Origin of the sequence: Burkholderia sp. HI2500 (assembly GCF_002223055.1) — a bacterium.
GTDB lineage: Bacteria > Pseudomonadota > Gammaproteobacteria > Burkholderiales > Burkholderiaceae > Burkholderia.
On the sequence record NZ_NKFL01000007.1, the window covers coordinates 1,053,424 to 1,070,450 of the forward strand.

Below are 17,027 nucleotides of genomic sequence, written 5' to 3' on the forward strand. Positions count from 1 at the left end.
GGTATGGAATGTCACGCAGATTGGTGCGCGTACAACCCATTTTCGGAAAACGGTCCCGCTTTGAAAATGGGCTTTGAAATGAATAGACTTTCAATCCAGGCCAAAAAATCGGTGTTCCATCCGGATATGGCAAGCCCGCTCGGCCTACCGCGCTTCAATGCGTCGATACCCTTCGATAAACGACGGTGATCGCCATCGCATCGTGATGGCGATCCTTCAACCATCCGAACACGATCGGCCCCGCAAAACCCGTCAGGTTTCCGAAGCAATTGATCGTCGCGATCCCCGCCGCCGCGGCCGCGCCGGTCATTCTCATGGTCGGCAGGTGCCGGAAAAGCGGCAATCGGTGCGATCGACACGTACGCACGATCGCTCGTCATGCCGACGATATCGGCCCTGCTCTCACGACACCCGCAGTTGTACGTGTCCGTTCAAGCACTCCCGGCTGCGGCGATCGATCAGGGGCTGGTGGAAAATGAACTGGACGTCGGCGTGTCGCTCTCCCATCTGTCGCATGCGGACGTCCAGCAGAGAACGTTGTGCATCGAACGGCTGGCGCGGGTGCGTCGATCCGCCAGTCGCAAGGTCCGGAAGACCGCCAGCCTGCGGGAAGTGGCGACGACGATCGCGGACGATGGCCTGTCGCGCATCACCGCGGCGCGCTGGCGTCGCGGCAAGACCTTCACGCCTGCCAAGGAGCGTTTTGTAGAAGTGCTGTCGCGAACGATCCGCTCGTCCGGCCTCGACATGCCGGACAACGATTCGGTACGCACATCGGAGCCATCGCGGCCTGCGGGCACCAGAAAGCGCTAACGGCATCCTGAATACGCGTGCGCCCCGAAACGGAGGCGGCGCAGACGCTCATGCTCGCCCGTGCACCCGGGATCATCCGGCGCCGCACACGGCACGCGGAATTCGGGCACGGGCGCTCGGACAACGGCGACGCATCGCGGTTCGACCTTCAACCAACCCGGCCGCTACGCGATCGCACCGCCACCGTCGACCAGCACCGTCGAGCCGGTCGCGTACGGGGTCGACGCGAGGTAGAACACGGCGTTCGCAACGTCCTCGGGTTGACCGACACGGCCGGCCGGCAAGCGCGCCGCGGCGCCTTCGTACATCCTGTCCCGCGCCTGCGCATCGAGCTTCGACCAGAGCGGCGTCGCGATCAGGCCCGGGGATACCGTATTCACCCGCACGGGCGACAGCTCGAGCGCCAGACCCCGCGCCAGCGATTCGAGCGCCGCGTTGATCGCGCCTTGCAGGACCGAGGTCTTGCTCGGCCGCACGCTCAGGAAGCCCGACACGAACGTCATCGATCCGCCCTGCCGAATGCGTACGGCCCGCGCGACGCGATAGGCGCCCCAGAACTTGCTGTCCATCGCCGCGTAGGCATCGGCGAGCGCGAGACCACGCACCGGCCCCGTGGGTGTCTGAGCGGCCGACACGACAACGTGGTCGAATTCGCCCGCCGATTCGAAAAATGCACGTACGCTCGTGTCGTCGGTCGTGTCCGTCACACCGGTTCGCACGCCGTGACCGATCCTCGCTGCGCTCGCCGCCAGTTTGGCCGCGTCGCGCGACGCGATCGTCACGCTCGCCCCGGCCGCCGCAAAGGCCCGCGCGGCCGCTTCGCCGATCCCGGAGCTTCCGCCGACCACCAGCACGTCTTGCCCATCGAATTTCATCGTTCGCTTCCTCCGATCAAAAGCGTGCTCGCGAGCGTGAAGCCGCGCCCGTCGCACGCACCAAATGTTCTGAATACCGCTTGCGGCCAAGGATGGCCGGCCGCCACGCCGAATCGCCGCTGTCGCCGGCGAAGCCGGCAAGCGTCATGGGTTTCGCGAGACGATTCGGCAGATCCGGTCATCCGTTCGGAATCCCAGGCTGCTCATCCGCTCCGAGCGTCGTCACAAATTCGACGGAAACCCCCGGGGCAATGGACACGAACAACTGAAGCTCATTGGACAACGGCACTTCACTCAGCGAGTAGTCGATCCGACTGCCGGAGAGTCGATCGATCAACGTCACCCATTCGCGGTGCGTGTCGACGCGAAGCGCAATGTGATCGATGCGCGGCGTGCTACGGCCTGCGTGCGCCGGTAGCGTTGCACGCGTGACATGAATCATCGGGCGGCTATCGAGGTACAACCAGTAGCCATCCACCGTGAACGGCGGTCGAGGCCCGGTATCGAGACCGACGACCTCATCGAAAAAGCGGCGTGTACCGTCAATGTCATCGGTAACGATGGTGGCGTGGTCGAAATGCATGCTTCGTGTCCATGCTGGAAAGCCTGGTACGCATTCTGTCGCACGTCGGTCGGTCTTGATAATTGGCTTCGCCATTGAATGATCTTCAATGACGACAAGAAGATGGGGGCCGCTGGTTGCCTTGGGGGTCCCGGTTTCGTCGCACGCCAGCGGATTCAAGAGACACGATGTCACCGCGACGCCATGCGTGCACGTCTTCGGCAATGTCGCGAACGGCATTCATGGCGCGGCCGGCGCAATGGGCACATGTGCACGGGCCGCGCGGGGCGCCCGATCCTACAGCCCCTGCGGCGCATCGCGCAGCACGGCGCGCAGCGCGGTATCGAACGGCGTCGCGTGATCGATCCCCGCGGCGCGCACGCTCGATGCGTCCAGGTGGCAGTCGTAGGGGCGCGGTGTCGTGTCGGTCGGCTGGTCGATTCGCATGAGCGCGGCGTCGATGCCGAGCGCGGCCGCGATCCGCTGCGCGATGTCGTACTTCGTCATCGGCTCCTCGCCCGACCAGTGACGAAGGCCCGTGATCGACGCACCCGCGAGATGGCGCAGCGTCAGGTCGCGGATGACGTCCGCGACATCCGGCGTATACGTCGGGTACCGGATCGCCCATGCGTCCATGCCGACGGCTTCGGCGCCAGGCTGCGCAGACGCGACGATCGCCGGCACGAGGCTCGTGACGGCCGATTCGCTCCAGTCGACGATCGGGCCGAAGAGCAGCGGCAGGCGCAGCACACATGACAGCGGCGACGCGGCGAGCAGGGCCGCCTCGCCTTCGAGCTTCGTGCGGCCGTAGATGTTCAGCGGGTTCGGTGCGGCGTCCTCGCGGTACGGCGCCGCCTTGCCGTCGAAAACGTAGTCGGTGGAGATGCCGAGCGTCCATGCGCCGTGGCGCGCAGCGAGCGCGCCGATGCGGGCCGGGGCCGTGACGTTGATCGCCCGCGCGCCGGCAGGGTCGCGTTCGCAGACATCCGGGCGGCGTTCGGCCGCGCAGATGATCACGGCGGCCGGTTGGCAAGTGGCGAAGAGGTGTTCGAGGGCCGGCTCGTCGAGGACGTCGAGTTCGGCGAGGTTTTCCGGGGGCAGCGCCAGGCGTTTGGCGCCGGCGCCTTGCGGGTTCCGGATCGTTGCGACGAGGTTCAGCGACGATTCGCGGGCCAGAGATGCGGCAACCGCGCGGCCGAGGAGGCCGGCGGCACCGATGAGGAGGACGGTCGGGAGGTCAGTCGACGAGGTCGGATTTGGCATGGGCGGTCATTCGGGTGACTGGGAAGTGCTCGAGGTCGCGTTCGACACTCGGGCCAGGGTCGCGGGGAGCATAGCCGAGTATGACAGCCAGTACATCGTGATGGCAGATCGGCAACCCCGCGACGGGCGCGTGTCACGCGCGTCACGTGCATCACGTGCGCCGCGGCCGGCGGCCGACGCTCGGCACGGCGCCCCCAGCCATCGGGATGACGACCGTCCTGCCGACGACGTCGACACGCCGCGCGGCCGCCCGCGCGCGCGGGCAATCCGCGGCGGCGCCACCTCACGAACCTCGCCCAAAAGCAAAGCCCGGTGCGCTTGCACGCACCGGGCCGTCACCTCTGCGGAAAACCGCGTCCCGCGTTACTTCCGGTCGAGCGAATACCGCCCCGGCCCGGTCAGTGCGAGCAACAGCAGCCCGCCGATGATGCTCACGTTCTTGTAGAAGTTGATCATCGCCATGTATTGCTCCATCCCCTGCAGCGCCCAGTAGCGATGGCCGATCAGCGCGGTCGCGAGCGTATAGGCGGCGAACACCAGTGCGAGCGGACGCGTATAGAAGCCGATCGCGATCAGCAGGCCACCGGCCAGCTCGACCGCCACCGCGATCGCGGCCGCCAGCTCGGGCGCAGGGTTCCCCGTCGACGCCATGTACGCGACCGTGCCCGAGAAGCCGCTCAGCTTCTGCCAGCCGAACAGCACGAACAGGATCATCAACAGCACGCGAGCCGCCAGCAGCAGCTCGTCCTTCTTCGACTCCAGTGAAACGTAACGCATGACAATCACCCTTGAATTGACGGTTTGATGCGTCCGGTGCCGATACGCGCCCAATCGGCACGCCAGGTCGGCAACGAACCACTCCTCGCACACTCGGACAGCAAGCCGGCTGGCCCGCCGCCGAAGAATCCGCCTGGTCGCGCCGCTCCCGGCGCGCTCCGGATCGGTTCTGGCGAAGCACGGATGCAGTCTACTGTCTCCCTGAGAATCATCAATCCTTCAAAACAAGATTCGCCGTCACAATCCAGTGGACAATCGAGCGAAACAAGGCCGCACGCAGCAGCCATGAATCCGGTCAGATGAATCTGCCGTTATGTTTCAAGGACATGAAAACCGCCCACTCATATCCGGCCTCCGTATCCAGTCGATATTGAAGCGCCAATTCGCGCTCACAGGCCACATCGAAATATCGCAATCGCGATTCGACGATACGTTATGTGTACAAACCTGCCATCAGTGAATTAATTTACAAATTCGACTTTCTTTCCAATCGGCGAAGGCCCTCCGTTCGGGGCAAAGACGTCCGGCCTGGAAATGCGTTTTGGCAAACGAAAACGTTTCACGGGCAAGCGGGTAGATGTCGTCCGCGGCGGATGCCGTCCCGTGGCAACGGTTTCAGCCCGATAGCTGCCGGTAAGAGCAACTTCCGCGCACTGTCGATCGATCCGGTGTTTAGCCGAGCAAGCGAAAAAACGATCAAACATTCATGCTTCCGGCAAGTTCTCGATTCCAGCAAAAAAATCCGTTAAAAAACACAATCAAAAATGATGCGTTTACGGCAAAAAATTGCAAACCTTTAACCCACCACTCCACCACGACATTTCCATCCACACTTTTCCCAACAATCATTACAAAAAATTACTAATTAATACGGATTTAAATATACGATAGCGCACGCCCTTACATTTCCCCGACATTCCCGTGACTCCCGGAACGCGTCGTTCCGGACACGGCCCGCAGGCCGTCGACAGCCGCTCGTCACGGGATCGCTTTTCAACCGGAGACCACCCATGGCAACGAACATGTCCGTGAACAACAGCGCGAACGCGAACAGCCTGTTGCAACAGGCGGCGCAATCGATCATCAACGGCTCGACCGGCAATGGGTCGATGGATGTCGGCTTGCTCGTCACGACGCTGGTGAACGCGAAGACGGCCGGCCGGGCCGCGGCGCTCGCGGCGTCGCAGCAGACCGGCACCACGCAGATTTCCGCATTCGGCGCGCTGTCGTCCGCGCTTGGCGCGCTCGAGACGGGCCTCACCACGCTGGCGAATGGCGCGCTGCAGTCGACGTTCACCGCGGTCGCGAGCGGCAAGGGCCTGACCGCGACGCCGAGTGCAGGCGCGGTTGCCGGCACCTACACGGTCGGCGTCACGCAGATCGCGACCGCGCAGGCGCTGGCTTCGTCGGGCTTCGACGGGAAGAAGGCGCTCGGCACCGGCACCCTGACGCTGTCGCTCGGCAACCAGTCGTTCAAAGTCGACGTCAACGGCACGAACAACACGCTGTCAGGCATCGCGGCCGCGATCAACTCCGCATCGAACAACCCGGGGGTCAGCGCGACGGTCATCAACGGCACCGACGGCGCGCACCTCGTGCTCGCGTCGTCGAAGACGGGCTCGGCAAGCACGATCAGCGTCGCGGTCGGCAACGTGGCCAACGACAACGGGCTGTCGAACCTCGGCGTCACGTCGACGGCCGACACGAAGGGCGGCCCGTCGAAGATCGACTCGGCGAACAGCGCGGCCGCATGGCGGCAAAGCGCCGTCGCGCAGGACGCGAAGTTCACGGTCAGCGGCATCGCGTCGACCAGCGCGAGCAACACGGTGACGGGCGTGCTGAACGGCGTCACGCTGAACTTGTCGGCGGCTGCGGTCAGCGCAACCGATACGCAGACGCTGACGATCAGCCCCGACACGAAGTCGCAGGCGGCCACGATCACGAATTTCGTGAACCAGTACAACGCCGTCGTCAAGACGATGGGCGCGCTGTCGAGCTACACGCCGGGGGCGAGCGCGCAGGGCGCGCTGATCGGCGACTCGACGCTGCACACGATCCGCAACGCCCTCGCGTCGACCATCGCGCGCGGCGTTCCCAACAAGAACGGCGACGGGCACACGAACCTGGCAGCGATCGGCGTCTCGCTCGAGAAGGACGGCACGCTGAGGGCCGACAGCGCGAAGCTCGACAGTGCGCTGACCAACAACCCGTCGGGGGTCGCGCACCTGTTCAACCCGACGAACGGGGTAGGCAAGCAACTGACCGACCAGATCGCGACCTTCACGAAGCGGGGCGGGATGATCGACCTGCGCACGAACGCGCTGGGCGCCGACCTGAAGCGCGTCACGCAGCAACAGACGAATCTGGCCGACTACGCCGCGCAACTGACCAAGCAGTACCAGGCGCAGTTCACGGCACTCAACGCGCTGATGGCCAAGATGAACTCGAACACGCAGTACCTGACGCGGCTGTTCGGCGGGGCCAACAGCAGCGGCACGCTGGCGAACAAGTGACGCGCGTCCGGGTCGACCGACGATCGTGGCGGCGGCCGCCGGTCAATGGATCGACCGGCTCGCGCCGCCGCGCACGGTGTCCCGCGTGGAAGCCTCATTCACGCACGCCCGGCAGTGCGCGAGCATGCGCCGGGTTCGGCTCCCCGTCTCGCACCGTCAACCCCGGACGGCAGCGCGCGCCCGATTACGCGGCGATCCTTCGCCGGAAATGCTCGGTGCCGGCCACGATCTTGTCGAGCACCGCATCGAGCGCCCAGAACCGCTCACGCACGTCGTAGTCGATCACGCGGCAACGGATCGACGCGAAGGTGCCGATTCGCTGGTGATAGAGCTTCGCGAGCGCCGGATACCCCAGCGCTTCCGACACCGCCGACACGACGAGGAACGTCGACAGTTCGTCGGCCAGCGCCGGATGCGACGCCCCTTGCGTGCGCAACCACCGGTACAGGTCCGGATGGAAATTGGTGAACACGCCGTTGAAGCCGGCGGACCCCGCCTTCATCGCGTCCCATGCAATCGCGGCGTTCGCGTTGAGGATCTTCAGCGGCGAGCCCTCGGCGAGCGCGACGCGCCGCTTCACCGTCTCCAGGTCGCAGCTCACATCCTTGAGCATCACGAACCGGCCCGTGTCGATGCACGCACGCAGTTCGTCATCCGACAGCAGCCGCCGGTAAGGCGCCGGGCACTCGTACAGCCCGAGCGGCAGATCCGACGGCAAGCGCGCGAGCAGCCGCTGCAGATGGTCGAGCAGCGCGGCACTGCCCTTGCGCTGCGGATCGAGTCGGTTGGTCACGAGCACGACGCCCTGCGCGCCCGATTCGGCCGCCGCGCGCAGCTCCTCGGCCTGCGCGTCGAGATCGTCGCTGATGTGCCCGGACGCGACGACCGGCACGCGCCCGGCCACCCGCTCGACCACGAAGCGCGCGAGTTCCGCGCGTTCGGCCAGGCTCAGGAACTGCATCTCGCTCGACTGCGCGACCGCGAACAACGCATCGGCGCCGTGCGCCAGATACCATTCGATGAGCCGTTCGAGCCCGGCGTAGTCGATCGCGCCGGCGTCGTCGAACGGCGTCAGCATCACCGGGACGATGCCCTCGATGGTCACGTTCGATTGCTGCGGGTGTTGCATCTGTTTCTCCTTGCTTCAGTGAATGCGTCGCGCATGCCGCGTGCTCAGGCCGGCAACGGCCCGGGCGCGGCGTTCGCGGCCTGCTCGGGAATCGGCTTGCGCACCAGCAGCAGGTACGCCATTGCACCGGCGAACGCGATCGCCGCGGCCGTCAGCAGCGCCGGCACGAACGACCACTTCTGCGCAATGATGCCCGTCAGGATCGGCGCGAGCGCGCCGCCGATGAAACCGCCGAAATTCTGGATCGCGCCGAGCGACGCAATGCGGCTCGGCGGCGCGGCTGCCGTCGCGAGCGCCCACGAGCAGGCCGACGCCGCGTTGGCGAGAAAGATCACGACCGAAATGCACGCGAGCGCCACCGTGTTGCTCTGCGCAAGCGCGGCGGGAATCGTGAACGCGACCATCCCGAGCATCGCGACCACCACCGCATTGCGCCGGCTCACGACCGGCGAACGGCTGCGGCGCGTGACCAGGTCCGACAGCCAGCCGGCCAGCAGCGAGCCGACGAACCCGCACAGGAATGGCACCGACGCGGCAAAGCCGGTGCGGATCAGGCTCATGTGCCGCTCCATCGTCAGGTAGCCCGGCAGCCAGGTGAGGTACACCCAGTTCAGGTACACGGAACCGAAATAGCCGATCAGCATCCCCCAGGTCGTGCCGTGCGAGAACAGGCCGCGCCATTCGGCGAACGTCAGTTTCGGCGCCGCGACCGTGCTTTGCGCGTCGGCGTCGAGGTAATTGCGCTCGGTGGCAGTCAGTTGCGCGCGCACCGGATCGCGATACAGCGCGAACCAGACGACGGCGACGACGAGACCGGCTGCGCCCGTCGCGATGAACGCCCAGCGCCAGTCCAATGACGCGACGAGGATCGACAGCAGCAACGGCGCGAGCGCGGTGCCGAGCGGCGACGCGGCGTTGAAAATGCCGGTCGGCGTGCCGCGTGCGCGCAGCGGAAACCAGTTGCTCACCACCCGCGCGGCCGACGGGAACTGCGGCGCCTCGCCGATGCCGAGCACGATGCGCGCGACGATGAACCAGCCAAAGGTCGACACGATGCCGGCCGCCGCTTGCGCGATCGACCACACGATCAGGCCGATTCCGAGCAGCCGGCGCGGCCCGATGCGGTCGACCAGCCCGCCGACCGGGAACTGGCACAGCGCGTAGCTCCACGAGAAGGCCGACAGCAGCAGCCCCATCTGTGCGAGCGACAGGCCGAGATCGGCGCGGATCGCCGAGCTTGCAACGGCCAGCGTGCCGCGATCGAGGTAGTTGACGATGCCGCTCACCATCAACAGCGCGAGCGCGATGCGTTGCCCGCGCCGGATACGCGGCGGGGCGGGCGGAACGGTCGGGGTTTCGTTCATTGCGGTTGTCTCCATGTCAGTGATATCGGCCGGTTCCGGCCTGTCCGTCTGATGCGGAATTCAAGGTTCCAGGCATGCCACTTCGTCGCGCGTCGGAATCGAGGTCTGAGCGCCGTGGCGCGTCACGCTGATCGCGGCGGCGCGCTGGCCGAAGCCGATCGCGTCGTCCATCGACGCACCGCCCGCGCGAGCGGCCGCGAACCCGCCGACGAACGTGTCGCCGGCCGCGGTCGTATCGACGGCGACCACCGACATCGCCCGCAGGCGGCCATTACCCGCACCGCCGCGCCAGCACACGCCGCGCGCGCCGAGCGTGACCAGCACGTTGCCCACGCCCTTCGCGCACAGCGCATCGGCGGCGCGCACGGCGGACGCATCGTCGCCGACGGCGATGCCGGTCAGCGATTCGGCCTCGGTTTCGTTGACGACGAGGTAGTCGACCCGTGCGAGCAGCGCGTCGAACAGCGGCTGCGCGGGCGCGGGATTGAGCAGCACCGGCGTGTGGTGCGCGCAGGCACAGGCGATGGCGCGCGCCACGGTGGCGACCGGCACTTCGAGCTGGCTCACGAGCATCGCCGCCCCGGCGATCGCGTCGCGCGCCGCGTCGATCCGGTCGGCATCGAGGCGCGCATTCGCGCCGGGCACGACGACGATGCTGTTCGCGCCGCCCTCGTCGACCGTGATCGTGGCCACCCCAGTGGCCGTACCGCCGATCCGCGCCAGATGCGTCACGTCGATGCCCTCTGCCGACAGCGCGTCGTGCAGGCGCGCGCCGAACGCGTCGTCGCCAACGCAGCCGATCATCGCGACCGACGCGCCCAGGCGCGCAGCCGCGACCGCCTGGTTCGCGCCCTTGCCGCCATGGACGGTCTGGAAATCGGTGCCGAGCAGCGTCTCGCCCGGCACCGGAAGGCGCGGCGCGCGTGTGACGAGGTCGATGTTCACGCTGCCGACGACGGCGATGCGCGGGGGAGTGGTGTCTCTCATTTCTGAATGTAATCGCTTACATTTGCGACGGATAAAAAGGCCGGAATGGCCGTCGTCGATGAAAATTTCACGATATGGATAGAATATGGGTCTGACATAATACGGAAGCACGTCAAGATAGCGCTTACATTCTCACAGGGTCGACCGGGAATGCAAGCGGCGCCACCACGAATCGAGGGTAAACATTGACGCATTTGACACCTTGTAGCGCTGCCGTCGCCGCTACGCCTGGAGACAGCCGATGAGCTCGCCCCCATCCCGCGCCGGCGCGCCCCGCGCGCGCCGCGGCAGCGGCCGCTCCGTGCTCGGCGATGTCGCGAAGCTGGCCGGCGTGTCGACCGCGACCGTTTCGCGCGTGTACAACGATCCCGGCAAGGTGTCGGCCGACGTGCAGCAGCGCGTGCGCGACGCGGCGCGCGCACTGAACTGGATCCCGAATGCGGCGGGCCGTGCGCTCGCGTCCACGCGCACCCACATCACGGGCGCGATCATTCCGACGCTCGACGACCAGGTGTTCGCCTCGCAGGTCGCGGGCATGCAGACGGTCATGGCCGAGCACGGCATCACGCTGTTCCTTGGCTGCTCGAACTACGATCCCGCGCAGGCGCTGGGCCAGGTGCGCGCGATGCTGTCGCGCGGCGTGGAAGCCGTGTCGCTCGTCGGCGAAGCGTATCCGCCTGAATTGTTCGAACTGCTTGCGATGCACCGCGTGCCATACGTCGTCACCTATGCGTATCGCGACGACAGCCCGCACTGCTGCATCGGCTTCGACAACCGCGCGGCGTTCGCGCAGCTCACCACTCACCTGCTCGACCTCGGCCACCGCGATTTCGCGATCATCATGCAGCCGTCCGCCGACAACGACCGCGTGCAGGCGCGCCTGCGCGGCATTCACGACACGCTGGCCGCGCGCGGGCTCGCGGTGCGCCCCGTCCATCAGCACGAAGGCGCGGCCACGATCGCATTCGGGCGGGCGAGCCTGCGCGCGATCGCCGACAGCGACGCGGCCACGCGGCCGACGGCCGTGATCTGCGGCAACGACGCGCTCGCGCTGGGCGCATTGCTCGAGGCGCAGGCGCTCGGCATCGACGTGCCCGCGCAATTGTCGATCACCGGCTTCGACGACATCGCGCTCGCGCGCGAGATCCAGCCGCCGCTGACGACGATGTGGGTCGACACCCACGCGATCGGGCGCCAGGCCGCGCAGGCGTTGCTCGACGCACTCGAGAACGGTGCAACGGGGCCGGGTCATGCGGTGCTGCCGGAGTTGCGCACGCGGGAATCGGCTGCGGCGCCGGCGCAGGTTCGAGCAGGACGTAAAAAATGACGATGCGCCGGGCGGCTTCGACTGCCCGGCCCGCCTGTCACTGCATCACATCGACCGGCAGCGTCTTGTCGAGATTGTCGTGCCACGCCTGGATGGTCTTCGGCACGTTTTTCTTCCACGCCGGCACGTTCGTGTAATAACGCATCCGGACGTTGTTCTTCGCGTCGAACACGAGCAGGCCGATCCACAGGTCATTCCCGCGGCGCATCACGATCGCCGCATTCGTCGTCGCGATGCCGCGCACCCAGTACGCATTCACGTGCGCGTTCAGCCCGTCGAGATCCTTCTCGTCGGCGCTGTAGTTGACGTTGTCGACGAGCGTCTGATAATCGGCGCCGAGCAGCTTGTGCGCGGTCGCGTTCTGCGTCGCGTCGTCGACGACCTTGAGGCTCAGCAGGTCGGCCGCCGGTTTGGCCTGGAACTGCGACGCCGTCACATACTGGCCGTCGTAGGAGACGCCCGAGCCCGCACCGCAGTCAAAATCCGCGCCGTGTTGCGTGACGCCGATGCGCCCGCCCTTCCGTTCGAAATCGAGCCGGCATTTGCCCTTGCGGTAGGTACCGCTGTCGCCGTGCAGCACGATGTCGCCATCGAGCCCGCCCGTATTCGCGCCGTTGTTGCCGCTCAGCTCGAAATGCACGTGCGGCGCCGTGCCGGTGAACGTCAGCACGCCGCCGAACGACGGGTTGTCGCTCGTCATGTACCACGTCTGCTGCCAGCGGTCGGCGGCCAGCGGCTTGCCGTTCAGGCTCGCGAGCCGTTCGCGGTAGCGATCGCCGAGGCACTGCGCGTCGTCGCCGCACCGGTCGCGCTGCTTGAGCCACTTCAACTGCGCGGCTTTCAGCGCGGCCGTATCGCCGCCTTTTCCGAGCGCCTGCTTCCACGCCGTCGCCAGGTCGCCGTCGAGCTTCGACAGCGCGGCGTCCGCGCAGATTGCCTTCTCGGTGGGCGAAGCGGCTTTCGCGCAGTCGAAGCCTGCGGCATGCGCGGCGAGCGGCAGCAGTGTCAGCAACGCGGCGGCCGCGACGGATCGCCGGTGCGTGTGCCGCACGGCACGGGCGGAAATCGCGGTTTGCCCGCGCGCATTCTTTGGGTTCTGGAGGGTCATCGGCTTGATCGTCGCTGGATCGCGCGCCTGTAGAAGCTACCTGCACGCGGCATTCGAGGTAAAAACGCCCGGCCCGGCATGCGGCGCATGCCGTTGCTCGCCGAAGCCTAACCCGAATGCGCGGCGCCGATCAATCGACGTTAGATGTCAGCGCAACCGTCGACGCAGCCACGCTGCATTGCACGATGCCGTCACGCAAGGTGGCTTCCACGGCGGCATCGATGAAGCCGATGAACACCATCACGCCGTCTCCTTCGCGCACGGCCAGCCCTTCGTCTTCCATCGACGAAAACCGGAGGCGCCGCGCGGCGACCTGGCACACGCGCGTGGCGACCGCGCCCTGCGCATCGGCCACGCGCACGATGCCCTTCGCGCGCAGGATCGTGCGCGGCAACGCCTTCAGCCATGCACGCAGCCGCGCCTTGTCGAGCACGTCCGGCGCGGCGACGGTAACGCTCGCGAACGCCGGCATCGCGTCATGTCCGATCGCCCGGTGCGAGCGCGCGAAACCCGCCGGCATCGCGCCACGATCGGGCACGGCCGCGTCGAACAGCAGCGCGAGCGGAATCTCGCCATGGCGCGCGGCGACGACGATGTCGGTCGGCGCCCACGCGCGCACGTCGCCGAGTACCGCGTCGCGCCGTTCCGGCGCAACGCGGTCGAGCTTGGTCACGACGATCGCGCCCGCGCCGTCGAGCTGGCGCTGCGCCATCGCGCCGACGAGCGGATCGGCGAGCGTGTCGCGCCACGCGAGCGCGTCGGCGACGACGAGCACCGACGTCAGCCGGAACGCACCGTTCAGCAGCCCGATCTGCGCGATCTTCGCGGGATCGGCCACGCCGCTCGCTTCGACGAGCAGCAGTTCGGGCCGCACGTCGCGCGTCGCGACGCGTGTCAGCGCATCGACGAGCGCGCCGCCGATCGTGCAGCAGATACAGCCGTTGTCGAGTTCGATCACGTCGTCGCCGCGCCCCCGCACGAGCCGCGCATCGATGTTCACCGCGCCGAAATCGTTGACGAGCACCGCGATGCGCCGGCCATGCGGCGCCTGCAGGATCGCGTTGACGACCGTCGTCTTGCCCGCGCCGAGATAGCCGCCGATCACCGCGAGGTCGATCGGCGCGGGCGCAGCCCCGGCGGACACGACGGCGTCGCCTTGCGCACTCATCGCGGCGACCGGAACACGCGCCCGCCGAGCACGGTGCCCCACACGTCGAGCTCCTTCAAACGTGCGGGCGCGCAGACCGACGGATCATCGTCGAGCACCGCGAAATCCGCGAACTTGCCGATCTCGATGCTGCCGACGAGATGATCCATCCGCAACGTATAGGCCGCGCCGAGCGTGATCGCATGCAGCGCGTCGTCAACCGCAAGCCGCTCGCCTTCGCCGAGCACGCGTCCGGACGCCGTCTCGCGCTGCACCGCGCACCATGCGGTGAACAGCGGATTGAGCGGCGTGATCGGCGCATCCGAATGCAAGGCGAACGGAATGCCGAGCCGCTGCGCGGAGCCGGCCGCATCCATCCGGTTCGCGCGATCGGGGCCGATGGTCTGGCCGTAATGCGCGTCCCCCCAGTAGTACAGATGATTCGCGAAGAAATTCACGCACATCCCGAGCGCGCGAACGCGCTTCAATTGCGCGGCGTCCGCCATCTGGCAATGCTGCAGCGTATGGCGATGATCGGGGCGCGGATGGCGCTCGAGCAGCGTCGCCATCGCGTCGAGCACGACGTCGGTCGCTTCGTCGCCGTTGGTATGCACGTGCAGTTGCAGCCCCGCGCGATGAAACGGCTCGAACACGTCGACGAGCTGGGCGGGCGGAATCAGCCACAGCCCGTTCGGCTGCCCGCCCGCGTAGCCGGGCCAGCGCACGCGCGCGGTGAAGCCCTGGATCGAGCCGTCGACGATGAACTTCACCGGCCCGAAATGCAGCTTGTCGGTATTGCGCTCGATCTCCGCGAGCACACTGTCGGCCGAGCGCGCCGGATTGCGCTGCGGCGCGAACGCCGGCACGATCCGCACCGGATAATCCGGATCGGCGGTGACGTCGCGCAGCGTGCGGTTGCCGTCGGCCGACAGGTCATTGACGAGATCGGTGGCCGTCGTCACGCCCGCGAGCTGCGCGACGCGCCCGAAATTCCAGACGGCGTGCGGCTTCTCGCTCGCGGAAATCGCGAGCTTGCCGCCGATCGTCTGATACACCGGCAGCATCGCCGCGAACTCCTGCAGCTCGCCGGTCGGGCGGCCGTCGGCATCGCGCGTCACGCCGTCGATGTCGGTGTCCTCGTCGATGCCCGCGCGCGCGAGCATCGCGCCGTTCACGTTCATCAGGTGCACGCTCGCATGCAGGATCGCGATCGGCCGCTGCGCCGATACGCGGTCGAGTTCGTGCGCGGTCAGCCGCGCGGTGCCGAAGAAGATCGGATCGAAGCCCCACGCGAGCAGCGGCCCGTCGTCGGTCATCGCGCGCTCGGCTTCCGCGAGCCGTTCGAGCACCGCGTCGAGCGAGCGCAGCCCCGGCCACAGCGTGCCGTCGGGGCCGCGCCGGTCGTAGTAGCCGACGTACACGGCGTCCCACATCGCGCCTTCCATCAGGTGGCAATGCCCTTCGACGAGCCCCGGCATCAGCACCTTGTCGCGCAGCGTGTCGTCGGTCGTGCATGCACCGAACCGCGCGTGCCACGTGGCCGCGTCGGCGGCATCGCCGACCGCGAGGATGCGGCCGTCGCGCACGGCGACGTGCGTGGCCGACGGCTGCGCCGGGTTCATCGTCAGGATGCGGCGCGCCGTGAACACCGTCACGGGCGCGGCCGGGGTTGCGGATGCTGGCATGGGATGAGGCTCTCCTTGCGGCGGAACGCCGACGCGTCAGGATACGGCGTATTGCTTCACGGGACGGCCATGCAGCATCGCATGCACGGCCGCGACGACGAGCACGTTGACGACGAGGCACACGAGGCCGAGGTTGATGCCGCCGAAGTCGACATGGAGCACGTAGAAGATCATCGCGAGCACCTGGCCGCAGATCATCCCGGCCCCGACCGCGACAGGCCGCACCCGGCGCCCCGCGAGCAGGATCAGCACGCCCGGCAGGAACTGCGTGACGCCGTAGTACGTGGTGTTGATCAGCGTGAGCATCAGGTTCGGCGTGAGCATCGTGGTCGCGATCGACAGCAGCAGGTAGCCGACGATCACGTATTTCGCCGCACGCTTCTGGCGCGACTCGGGCAGGTTCGGCATCAGGTTGCGCGTGACGATCGGCCCGATCGCGAGGCAGATGCCGGCCAGCACGAGCAGCCCCGACAGCGCGGCGCCGGCCGCGACGAGGCCGATCAGCCAGCCGGGCAACAGGTGCGTGACGGCGGCGAAGAACGCGTCGTTCGGCGACGCGAGCGTGAGGTTCGCGGTGATCGCGTAGTACGACGCGATCACGAGGAACGGATACATCAGCATGTACAGCGGCATCACGACCTGCGTGCGCCGGATCGCGTCCGGCCCGCGCGCGGTGAAGAAATTCTGCGCGGCGAACGGCATCAGGTAGAAGCCGAGCGACTGGAACAGCATCGTGCTCATCGAGAAGCGCAGCTGCGATCCGCTCATCGTGTTGCTGACCTGCCGGCTCGCGGCGTCGAACACCGGATGCACGCCGCCCACCTGCCACGCGACGGCCACGCCCGTCACGACGATCGCGAGCAGCATCAGGATGTCCTTCAGGATCGCGATGTACGCCGACGCGCGCACGCCGGAGATCGCGATATAGGTGAACGCGAGCGCCGCGCACACGAGGATCAGGTACAGCGGCTCGACGTGCCAGCCGAGCCCCTTGAGCGCCGCGACGAGCCCGGTGAACTGCAGCTGCCCCCACGGGATCAGGAACAGGATCGATGCGCACGCAACGACCAGCTCGAGCCCGCGGCTGCGGTAATGGCCCTTGAACAGGTCGGGCAGCGTGATCGCATTGTGGCGCTTGCCGGTCTCCCAGATCTTCGGGCCGACGAAATAGCCGATCGGGTAGGCGAGCAGGATGTAGCCGAGGAACCACACGCCGTAGGTCGGCCCTTTCGCGTAGATGCCGCCGGGGAAGCCGACCATCGTGCCGATGCTGTAGATCTCGCCGGCGGTCAGGAAGAACACGAGCGCCGTGCCGAACTGGCGCGACGCGACGAAGAAGTCATGCACGCTCTGCTTGCCGCGGCCGCGGCCGGAACGGATGGCGAGATAGAGCGACAGCGCGATCAGCGCGGCGAAGACGACCGTGGACATGCGCACCTCTGCGAAGGAAAGGAATGCGTAGGGTTCGCCGGAAAGC

Annotated in this window: 14 protein-coding genes; 3 read left to right on the top strand and 11 right to left on the bottom strand. The window is 67.1% G+C overall.

Going from position 1 to position 17,027, the window contains the following annotated elements; genetic code table 11:
• Positions 1-342 precede the first annotated feature (342 nt).
• Positions 343-813, top strand: coding sequence for a LysR substrate-binding domain-containing protein (locus CFB45_RS36755; RefSeq protein ID WP_089429966.1), 471 nt, complete (start codon positions 343-345; stop codon positions 811-813).
• Between the two features lie 164 nt (positions 814-977).
• On the opposite strand, the gene CFB45_RS36760 is transcribed toward CFB45_RS36755, so the two are convergent.
• The 4 genes from CFB45_RS36760 to CFB45_RS36775 form a co-directional block, all read right to left on the bottom strand.
• A complete protein-coding gene (locus tag CFB45_RS36760; protein WP_089429967.1) occupies positions 978-1,688 on the bottom strand; it encodes an SDR family oxidoreductase in 711 nt (236 codons plus the stop codon).
• A gap of 178 nt (positions 1,689-1,866) precedes the next feature.
• Positions 1,867-2,271 carry an extradiol dioxygenase gene (locus CFB45_RS36765; protein ID WP_089429968.1) on the bottom strand — a complete coding sequence of 135 codons (405 nt, stop codon included), beginning with the start codon at positions 2,269-2,271 and terminating at the stop codon, positions 1,867-1,869.
• A 276-nt stretch (positions 2,272-2,547) separates the two neighbouring features.
• Positions 2,548-3,513: a dTDP-4-dehydrorhamnose reductase family protein gene (locus tag CFB45_RS36770; protein ID WP_089429969.1), complete on the bottom strand. Its 966-nt coding sequence runs from the start codon at positions 3,511-3,513 to the stop codon at positions 2,548-2,550.
• A gap of 363 nt (positions 3,514-3,876) precedes the next feature.
• Positions 3,877-4,290: a DoxX family protein gene (locus CFB45_RS36775; RefSeq protein ID WP_089429970.1), complete on the bottom strand. Its 414-nt coding sequence runs from the start codon at positions 4,288-4,290 to the stop codon at positions 3,877-3,879.
• Between the two features lie 1,010 nt (positions 4,291-5,300).
• Between CFB45_RS36775 and fliD the strand changes: the two genes are divergently transcribed.
• Positions 5,301-6,803, top strand: a complete 1,503-nt coding sequence (fliD, locus tag CFB45_RS36780; RefSeq protein ID WP_089429971.1) for a flagellar filament capping protein FliD — start codon at positions 5,301-5,303, stop codon at positions 6,801-6,803.
• A gap of 184 nt (positions 6,804-6,987) precedes the next feature.
• On the opposite strand, the gene CFB45_RS36785 is transcribed toward fliD, so the two are convergent.
• Genes CFB45_RS36785 through rbsK form a run of 3 tightly spaced genes read right to left on the bottom strand, consistent with a single transcriptional unit; the run spans position 6,988 to position 10,283 of the window.
• Positions 6,988-7,932 carry a dihydrodipicolinate synthase family protein gene (locus tag CFB45_RS36785; protein ID WP_089429972.1) on the bottom strand — a complete coding sequence of 315 codons (945 nt, stop codon included), beginning with the start codon at positions 7,930-7,932 and terminating at the stop codon, positions 6,988-6,990.
• A 44-nt stretch (positions 7,933-7,976) separates the two neighbouring features.
• Positions 7,977-9,296, bottom strand: coding sequence for an MFS transporter (locus tag CFB45_RS36790; protein ID WP_089429973.1), 1,320 nt, complete (start codon positions 9,294-9,296; stop codon positions 7,977-7,979).
• A gap of 60 nt (positions 9,297-9,356) precedes the next feature.
• Complete coding sequence (gene rbsK, locus CFB45_RS36795) at positions 9,357-10,283, bottom strand: ribokinase (RefSeq protein ID WP_089429974.1); 927 nt, start codon at positions 10,281-10,283, stop codon at positions 9,357-9,359.
• Positions 10,284-10,524: 241 nt separating this feature from the next.
• Here rbsK and CFB45_RS36800 point away from each other — a divergent pair, with 241 nt between their 5' ends.
• Positions 10,525-11,610, top strand: coding sequence for a LacI family DNA-binding transcriptional regulator (locus tag CFB45_RS36800; RefSeq protein ID WP_089429975.1), 1,086 nt, complete (start codon positions 10,525-10,527; stop codon positions 11,608-11,610).
• 37 nt (positions 11,611-11,647) lie between these two features.
• On the opposite strand, the gene CFB45_RS36805 is transcribed toward CFB45_RS36800, so the two are convergent.
• The 4 genes from CFB45_RS36805 to CFB45_RS36820 form a co-directional block, all read right to left on the bottom strand.
• The gene (locus CFB45_RS36805) at positions 11,648-12,718 is read right to left on the bottom strand and encodes a lysozyme inhibitor LprI family protein (RefSeq protein ID WP_256978509.1); all 1,071 of its coding nucleotides are present in this window, start codon (positions 12,716-12,718) and stop codon (positions 11,648-11,650) included.
• Between the two features lie 130 nt (positions 12,719-12,848).
• Positions 12,849-13,886: a CobW family GTP-binding protein gene (locus CFB45_RS36810; RefSeq protein ID WP_089430155.1), complete on the bottom strand. Its 1,038-nt coding sequence runs from the start codon at positions 13,884-13,886 to the stop codon at positions 12,849-12,851.
• On the bottom strand, positions 13,883-15,550 hold the full coding sequence (locus tag CFB45_RS36815; RefSeq protein WP_089429976.1) for an amidohydrolase: 1,668 nt from the start codon (positions 15,548-15,550) through the stop codon (positions 13,883-13,885). The genes CFB45_RS36810 and CFB45_RS36815 overlap by 4 nt, the downstream gene beginning before the upstream one ends.
• A gap of 36 nt (positions 15,551-15,586) precedes the next feature.
• Complete coding sequence (locus CFB45_RS36820) at positions 15,587-16,981, bottom strand: sodium:solute symporter family protein (protein WP_089429977.1); 1,395 nt, start codon at positions 16,979-16,981, stop codon at positions 15,587-15,589.
• Positions 16,982-17,027: the final 46 nt, after the last annotated feature.